Origin of the sequence: Paracoccus sp. (in: a-proteobacteria), assembly GCF_047973135.1 — a bacterium.
GTDB lineage: Bacteria > Pseudomonadota > Alphaproteobacteria > Rhodobacterales > Rhodobacteraceae > Paracoccus.
In genome coordinates, this window is record NZ_JBKEBL010000141.1 from 1 (window position 1) to 8,450 (window position 8,450).

Here is an 8,450-nt window from a genome sequence, read left to right on the forward strand (position 1 = left end):
AGGAAAAATCGGGCTTCGTTCCAAATGTATTTTTGGCCCTTGCGCATCGCCCTGACGAATTCCGGGCGTTTTTCGCCTATCACGACGCATTGATGGACAAGCCTGGCAACCTGACCAAGGCCGAACGCGAAATGATCGTCGTGGCGACAAGCAATCTGAACCAATGTCAGTATTGCGTCGTCGCCCATGGAGCCATCTTGCGCATCCGCGCCAAAAACCCGCTGATCGCCGATCAGGTCGCTGTCAACTATCGTAAGGCCGGGATCACCGCCCGGCAAAAGGCGATGCTGGACTTTGCGGTCAAGGTCTCACAGCGCGCGCATGAGGTCAGCGACGACGATCTTGAGACATTGAAGGCGCATGAATTCACCAAAGAGGACGCATGGGACATTGCCGCGATTTCCGCGTTCTTTGGCATGTCGAACCGACTGGCCAATGTGATGAATCTACGCCCGAACCCCGAATTTTATGGGCTTGGGCGATAGGTCCGACCCGGCGGGAAAACGGGGCTGATCATTTTTGCAAAGACAATATGCAACTTTTGGGAATTTATTGGCATCCCGGATTCAGGGTTATTCTTGTCCTGCCAGATCGTCGGAGAGCGGTCCGGTCAAAGTCGGGAGGAGAATATGGCTGCGATTGGCTTCGTTGGTCTTGGGACCATGGGGGCGCCTATGGCGCAGAATCTCTTGCGTGCGGGGCACCGCCTCAGGGTGCATGATGTGACTGGCGCCAATCTGAAGGTGGCGGTCGAAGCAGGGGCCACGGCCTGTACGGAACCGCATGACGTACTGAAAGACGCCGAATTCGTCGTGACCATGTTGCCGAACGGGCAGGTCGTTTCCGACGTCCTTGGCGGACAGGGCGGGCTGTTCGCCCGCTGCGGAGGCGGCCTTGCCCCGCTGTTCATCGACTGTTCGACCATCGCGCCCGACACGGCGCGCGCGCTGGCCGCCGAGGCTGGGGCGCAGGGGCGGGGGATGATCGACGCGCCGGTCTCCGGAGGGGTCGAACGTGCCCGAGATGCAACCCTTGCGATCATGGTTGGTGGCGGCGACGCCGATTTCGCGCGGGCAAAGCCGATTTTGGCCAACATGTCGCGGGTGGCCTTTCATGCAGGCCCGGCAGGCGCCGGGCAATCGGCCAAGGTTTGCAACAACATGCTGGCTGCGGTGATCATGGCGGGAACAGCCGAGGCGTTGTCACTTGGCGAAAGGCTGGGGTTGGATGTGAACGTGCTGACCCGGATCATCGGCAAAAGCAGCGGCGGGTCGTTCCTGATCGAGAACTGGAACCCCTATCCAGGCGTCACCCCCGCCGCCCCGGCCAGCCGGAATTATGACAACGGCTTTCAGCTTCAGCTTATGCTTAAGGATCTGGGTCTGGCGCTGGACAGTGCGCAGGGCAGCCAGCATCCGGCGCCGATGGGGGCGGTGGCGCAATCGTTGTACATGATGAAACAGCAGACCGAACAAGGGGCTGCCATCAAGGATTTCTCGAAGATCGTGGATCTGTTCCGGGCGGGTATTCCCGGCTCGGGCTATTGAAACTCTGGACAGGAAAGGAACTTGCGATGGACGGAAACACTGGTACCCATTCCTATGGCTCTCGGCACTATGTCGGCGGTGCGTTTCTGGACCGCTCCGATGGGCCGGACGGGCCGGTTTTCAACCCCGCGACGGGCACCGAGATTTATCGCTGCGCTTATGCTGACGAGGCGCTGATCGACGAGGCGGTCAAGGTCGCGCAGGCGGCCGGGCGCGACTGGGGGGCCACCTCTCAGGCGCGGCGTCTGGCGGTGATCTTTCGGATGAGGGAACTGCTGATCCGCGACACCGACCGTCTGGCGGAACTGTGCGGGCTGGAAAACGGCAAGACCCTGTCGGACGCCAAGGGCGAGATTGGGCGGGCGCTTGAGGCGGTGGAATTTGCTACCAATGCCGCACAGGTCACGAAGGGCGAATACTCGGTCAATGTCGGCGGCGGGATCGACACCTATTCGCTGCGCTTTCCGGTTGGCGTGGTCGCCTGTATCGCGCCCTTCAACTTTCCGGTAATGGTGCCGCTGATGCAGGCGTCCATGGCCATTGCCACCGGCAATGCGGTCATTGTCAAACCTTCGGAACGTGTCCCCGGCGCGACTGCATATCTTAGCGAGCTTTGGGCCGAGGCGGGGTTGCCCGCAGGGGTCTGGAACGTGGTCAATGGTGACCGGGTCGCGGTCGATGCGATCCTGACCCATCCGGGCATTCAGGCGGTCAGCTTTGTCGGATCGACACGGGTGGGCGAATACATCTATCAAAAGGGCTGCGAGAACAACAAGCGCGTGGCGGCCTTTACCGGCGGCAAGAACCACATGGTTGTGATGCCGGATGCCGATCTGGAGGCGGCTGCCGCCGCGTTTGTCAGCGCGGGCTATGGTTCGTCCTCGCAACGCTGCATGGCGGTGTCGCTGCTGGTCTGCGTGGGCGAAGCAACCGCCGACAGGCTGCGCGCAAGGGTGATCGAGCTGATCGGCGACCTGAAGGTCGGCCCCTATGACGACCCCGAGGCTGATTTTGGCCCGGTCGTGACCGGTCAGTCACGCGATGCGGTCGAAAGCGCGGTACAGCGCGCCGTGGACGAGGGCGGCGATCTGGTGATCGACGGGCGCGGCTTTGCGCCGGATGGCCTTGAGGCGGGGTTCTTTACCGGCCCGTCGCTGGTGGACCGCGTTACCCCGGACATGCAACTGTGGAAGGAAGAGATTTTCGGCCCGGTGCGTGGCATCATGCGGGTGGCAGGCCTGCAGGAGGCGATCGACGTGGTCAACGCGCACGAATACGGCAATGGCGCGGTGATCTTCACCCGTTCGGGCGGCGTGGCGGCCAAATTCTGCGCCGAGGCCGAGGCCGGGATGCTGGGCGTCAACGTGCCGGTGCCAGTGCCTGCCGGGCATCACAATTTCGGCGGGCTGCGGCGGTCGAAATTCGGAGATGGACATATGTTCGGCCCGGATGCCGCCCGGTTCTACACCAAGTACAAGACTGTGTCGCAACGGTGGCCCGCGCTTGACGGCAGCGAACAGGGCGGAGGAAAGATGTCGCTCGATTTTCCGGGCAACGACTAAAAGTGGGGGGCGGGCGGACTGCCCGCAACCTGAAATGCCATCCGCAGGAGGAGAGAGGGTGGCCGGAACCATGGGAGGGGAAATGAAATGAAGAAATTCACATTAGCGACCGCCGCGTTTGCAGCGTCCGTGTCAGCCGCGCAGGCTGTCGACCTGTCAGACGGGATCGTCAAGATCGGCGTTCTGAACGACCAGTCGGGCACCTATTCCGATTTTGGCGGCAAGGGATCCGTCGCCGCCACCGAAATCGCGATTGCGGAATTTGATCCGGAATCCAAAGGAATGAAGGTCGAGTTGGTCTCGGCGGACCATCAGAACAAGACCGACATCGCCTCGGCCATCGCGCGCAAATGGTATGAGGCGGAACAGGTCGATGCGATCACCGACCTGACCAGTTCCGCCGTTGCCATCGCCATCAACGGCATGGCGCGGGACATGTCGAAGATTACCCTGATGACCGGACCGGGCTCGACCGCGCTGACCAATAAGGAATGCTCGCCCACCGGGTTTCACTGGGGCTGGGACACCTATTCGCAATCGGTCTCGTCCGCGCTTGCGCTGCTGGATCAAGGCTACAAGAGCTGGTTTATCCTGACCTCGGACTATGCCTTCGGTCATCAGATGGAGGCCGATTTGACCCGCGTGGTTAACGAAAACGGCGGGCAGGTTCTGGGCTCGGTCAAGCATCCGTTGTCCACGATGGATTTTTCGTCCTTCCTGCTGCAGGCGCAGGCATCCGGGGCGCAACTGATTGCGCTGGCCAATGGCGGCGCCGATACCGTGAACTCGATCAAGCAGGCCGCCGATTTCGGCATTACCGCCAGCGGGCAGGCCTTGGCCGGGATGGTCGTCGTGATGTCCGACATCACCGCGCTGGGCCTGCAAAATGCGCAAGGTTTGACCTTTGCTACCTCTTACTACTGGGATCGGGACGACCGCAGCCGGGCCTTTGCCGAAAAATTCCTTGAAAAGACCGGGACCATGCCGGGCATGATCCACGCGGCGACCTATTCGGCGGTGCTGCATTACCTGAAGTCGGTCGAAGCCGCCGGAACCGATGAAACACAGGCGGTTGTCGCCAAGATGCGCGAAATGCCGGTCAGTGACGACTTTACGCAGAACGGGTCGATCCGCCCCGATGGCCGGATGATCACCGATATGTATCTGGTCAAGGTCAAGACCCCGGCGGAAAGCACCGGCGAATGGGATTATCTTGAAATTCTTTCAACGATCCCGGCCGAACAGACCGCCGCCCCGCTGGAGCAAAGCGCCTGCCCCTTCGTCAAGCAGTGACGGAGGGGGGCCAGATGACCACGGACGCTTTACCGGCGCCCCGGATCGTCTTGACCGCGCGGGGTCTTGGCAAGGATTTTGCCGGGTTCACAGCGGTCAACGATGTCGATCTTGACATCCGGCACGCCCATATCCACGCCCTGATCGGACCGAACGGGGCGGGCAAGACGACGGTTTTCAACCTGCTGACCAAGTTCCTGCAACCGACACGCGGGCGGATCACGCTGCTGGACGAGGACATCACCGGGACCACGCCCGACAAGGTCGCGCGCAAGGGGCTGGTGCGGTCGTTCCAGATCTCGGCGGTGTTTCCGCATCTGACTGTGCTGGAGAACGTCAGGGTCGCGTTGCAGCGCCCCAACCGGCTGGCGACGCAGTTCTGGCGGCCGGTTTCGGCGCTGGACGGGTTGAACCGGCGCGCCATGGAGTTGATCGAAAAGCTGGGCCTGGGCGTCTATCGCGACACGCTGGCCGCAGATCTGTCCTATGGCCGCAAGCGGGTGCTGGAAATCGCGACAACACTGGCACTGGACCCCCGCGTTCTGCTGCTGGACGAACCGATGGCCGGCATGGGGCAAGAGGATGTCAGCATGGTTGCCGGTATCATCCGCGATGTTGCGCGCGACCGCGCGGTGCTGATGGTCGAGCACAATCTGTCGGTGGTGGCGGATATCTGTCAGCATGTCACGGTTCTTCAGCGTGGCGAGATCATCGCAGAAGGCGATTACGCGACTGTCTCGGCCGATCCGCTGGTCCGCAGTGCCTATATGGGTGATGAAGAATGAGCGCACCGTTACTGGAAGTCGCCGGGTTAGAGGCATGGTATGGCGAAAGCCACATCCTGCACGGGGTGGATCTGCGGGTCGATGAGGGCCAGACGATCTGCATCCTTGGCCGAAACGGCATGGGCAAGACCACGACTCTGCGCAGCATCGTCGGGATCCTGCGCAAGCGCCGCGGAACCATCCGTTTTGCCGGGCACGATCTGATGGCGGTGCCGTTGCACCGGACCGCCTGGACGGGACTTGGCTTCGTGCCGGAGGAACGCGGCATCTTCGCCAGCTTGACCGTCGAGGAAAACCTGCTGCTGCCGCCCCGCGTTGCTGCGGGCGGCATGTCGCTGGAGGAAATCTATGACCTGTTTCCCAACCTGCTGGAACGCCGCCGCAGTCAGGGCACGAAGTTGTCGGGCGGGGAACAGCAGATGCTGGCCATGGCGCGAATCCTGCGTACCGGTGTTCGCTGTCTGTTTCTGGACGAGCCGACCGAGGGCCTTGCCCCGGTGATCATCCATGCCATCGCAGATGTGTTGATCCGGCTGAAGGAACGCGGCATGACCGTGGTCATCGTCGAACAGAATTTCCGCTTTGCCTCGCGGATCGCGGACGCGTTTCACCTGATGGATCATGGCCGCATCACTGCCTCGTTCCCGGTCGGTGAATTGCAGCGGAACATGGACATGCTGCATCAGGAGCTGGGGGTGTGACATGGTAACGATCTTCGGAGTTCCGATACAGGCGCTGATGGGGCAATTGCTGATCGGGCTAATCAACGGGTCATTCTATGCGCTGCTGAGCCTTGGTCTTGCGGTGATCTTTGGCCTGTTGCGCGTGATCAACTTTGCCCATGGCGCGCAATACATGCTGGGAGCCTTTGCCGCGCTGCTGCTGATGACCTCTGCCGGGGTCAATTACTGGCTGGCGCTTGTGCTGGCACCGCTGATCATCGGCCTGTTCAGCGCTGTGATCGAACGGACCATGCTGTCGCGCCTGTACGATCTTGACCCGCTTTACGGCCTGCTGTTCACCTTTGGTCTTGCGCTGACCATCGAAGGTACGTTCCGCTATTTCTTTGGTGCTTCGGGTCAGCCCTATGCGGCGCCACAGATGTTGCAGGGCGGCGTCAATCTGGGCTTCATGTTCCTGCCGGTCTATCGCGGCTGGGTGGTCATCGCCTCACTTGCGGTCTGCCTTGCGGTCTGGCTGCTGATCGAAAAGACCCGGCTGGGCGGCTATCTGCGCGCGGCGACCGAAAACCCGGTGCTGGTGCAGGTCTTTGGCATCAATGTGCCGTTGCTGCTGACCTTGACCTATGCGCTTGGGGCCGGGCTTGCCGCCTTTGCCGGGGTGCTGGCAGCGCCGATCTATCAGGTGTCGCCGCTGATGGGGACCAATCTGATCATCATCGTCTTTGCAGTGGTCGTCGCGGGTGGCATGGGGTCGATCCTGGGGGCCATCGTCACCGGTTATATGCTGGGCGTGCTGGAGGGGCTGGCCAAGGTCTTTTACCCGGAAGCGTCGAATATCGTGATCTTCGTTATCATGGCCATCGTCCTGTTGCTGCGTCCGGCGGGGCTGTTCGGAAAGGATGTCTGACATGACACGCAAACCTGCCCTCACTGGTCTGGCCGCTCTGGTTATGCTGGCGGCGCTTGGGTTGTTGATGATCGCGCCGTTCATGCTGTACCCGGTGTTCGTCATGAAACTGCTGTGTTTCGCGCTGTTCGCCGCAGCCTTCAACCTGCTGCTTGGCTATACCGGATTGCTGAGTTTTGGCCACGCGACATTCTTTGGCGGCGCGGCCTATTTCACGGCCCATACGGTTAAGGTCTGGGGCCTGTCGCCGGAACTTGGCCTGCTGTGCGGCGTTGCGGGGGCAGGGGTTCTGGGGCTGCTGATGGGCGTGATTGCCATCCGCAGGCAGGGCATCTATTTCGCGATGATCACGCTGGCGCTGTCGCAGATGTTCTATTTCTTTTGCCTGCAAGCCGGGTTCACCCATGGCGAGGACGGCATCCAGTCGGTTCCGCGCGGATATCTGTTCGGCGTGCTGAATCTGGGTAATTCGCTGACTATGTATTATTTCGTGCTGGCGGTGTTTTTACTGGGCGTGGCGCTGATCTGGCGTTTTGTCCATTCGCCATTTGGCATGATCCTGAAAGCCATTCGCGAGAACGAGACACGGGCAACCTCGTTGGGTTATTCTGTCGCCTGGTACAAGCTGGGGGCGTTCGTGATGTCGGCGATGCTGGCCGGATTGGCGGGTGGGCTCAAGGCACTGGTGTTCCAGTTCGCCACGCTGACCGATGTGACCTGGCAGACTTCGGGCGAGGTGATCCTGATGACCTTGCTGGGAGGGATCGGAACGATGGCGGGGCCGGTGGTCGGGGCGGGGATTATTGTGACCCTGCAAAACTATCTGGCCACATCGGATTTTCCGGTGACAATCGTGACGGGGGTTGTTTTCATGGTCTGTGTGCTTTTGTTCCGGCGCGGCGTGGTCGGCGAAATTCAGGCCAGCGGTTTCGCAAGGGGGCTGATGTCCCGAGGGGCCGCTCCGGCCATGTCAAGGAACGACTGACGGGCCATTGCCCGCTATTGGCTGCCTCCACCAAGAAAGCCCTCAAGCAGCGCCGCGAAAGGCTGGCTCAGCGCGCCCAAGATTTCGTCGCGCTGGCCGATTTCGTTGACCGAGACGCGGACGATATCCAGCGACCTGACCAGCGGGGCGCTGGAGATTGCGTCAACGAACTGACGAAAGATCAGGGGGTTCTGGACGAAAGGGCCGGTCAGGATGACGCGGTCGGGAAAGAACAGCCTGCACAGGTTCGCCGTCAGACGCAGCATCTGCGACAACGCCTCTTGCATGGCGCCGACGGACATCAGGTCGATCCGACCCAGTTCCGGAGCGAGGCTGCTTTCATCCAGCGGCAGATCGGGGAAGGCCGCGCGCAATTGCGGCCCCAATGCCCAAAGCGCGGCCACCGTTTCAAGGCAATCCCGGTTGCCACAGGTGCAGGGGCGACCTTTTGAATTGCCCAGGCCCCAATGCCCGATCTCACAGAACCGCCCGCGTTCGCGGTTGATCACCGCGCCATCCGTGTAAAGCGAGGCACCGATCCCGTGGCCCCAATGCAGCAGCAGGATGCTTTCCTGCGCGGGATAGTCCTGCGCCATGCGGATACCGGCCAGCTCGGCATCCAGATTGCGGACAAGCGTTACGGGCCAGGGCAGATGGGCAAACGCATCGGTCACGGGCAGGTTGCTTA

Annotated in this window: 9 protein-coding genes; 8 read left to right on the forward strand and 1 reads right to left on the reverse strand. The window is 61.4% G+C overall.

The features are described 5' to 3' along the window. From ACK5L9_RS10850 to ACK5L9_RS10885, 8 genes are all read left to right on the forward strand, one after another. Positions 1-485, forward strand: a 485-nt coding sequence (locus ACK5L9_RS10850; RefSeq protein WP_416911481.1) for a peroxidase-related enzyme, incomplete at its 5' end; no start/stop codon positions are given. Positions 486-629: 144 nt separating this feature from the next. Then, entirely contained in the window at positions 630-1,547 is a 918-nt protein-coding gene (gene mmsB, locus ACK5L9_RS10855) for a 3-hydroxyisobutyrate dehydrogenase (protein ID WP_416911482.1), read from the forward strand. 26 nt (positions 1,548-1,573) lie between these two features. Further along, positions 1,574-3,109, forward strand: coding sequence for a CoA-acylating methylmalonate-semialdehyde dehydrogenase (locus tag ACK5L9_RS10860; RefSeq protein ID WP_416911483.1), 1,536 nt, complete (start codon positions 1,574-1,576; stop codon positions 3,107-3,109). A gap of 87 nt (positions 3,110-3,196) precedes the next feature. Then, complete coding sequence (locus ACK5L9_RS10865) at positions 3,197-4,402, forward strand: ABC transporter substrate-binding protein (RefSeq protein WP_416911484.1); 1,206 nt, start codon at positions 3,197-3,199, stop codon at positions 4,400-4,402. 14 nt (positions 4,403-4,416) lie between these two features. Further along, positions 4,417-5,187, forward strand: a complete 771-nt coding sequence (locus ACK5L9_RS10870) for an ABC transporter ATP-binding protein (RefSeq protein WP_416911485.1) — start codon at positions 4,417-4,419, stop codon at positions 5,185-5,187. Beyond that, complete coding sequence (locus tag ACK5L9_RS10875; RefSeq protein WP_416911486.1) at positions 5,184-5,888, forward strand: ABC transporter ATP-binding protein; 705 nt, start codon at positions 5,184-5,186, stop codon at positions 5,886-5,888. Before ACK5L9_RS10870 ends, ACK5L9_RS10875 begins: the two co-directional genes overlap by 4 nt. Position 5,889: 1 nt before the next feature. Further along, positions 5,890-6,777, forward strand: a complete 888-nt coding sequence (locus ACK5L9_RS10880; RefSeq protein ID WP_416911487.1) for a branched-chain amino acid ABC transporter permease — start codon at positions 5,890-5,892, stop codon at positions 6,775-6,777. A gap of 43 nt (positions 6,778-6,820) precedes the next feature. After that, on the forward strand, positions 6,821-7,762 hold the full coding sequence (locus tag ACK5L9_RS10885) for a branched-chain amino acid ABC transporter permease (protein WP_416911489.1): 942 nt from the start codon (positions 6,821-6,823) through the stop codon (positions 7,760-7,762). Positions 7,763-7,776: 14 nt separating this feature from the next. Here the strand turns inward: ACK5L9_RS10885 and ACK5L9_RS10890 are convergent. Beyond that, the coding region (locus ACK5L9_RS10890; protein WP_416911488.1) for an ROK family protein at positions 7,777-8,450 on the reverse strand (674 nt) is incomplete at its 5' end.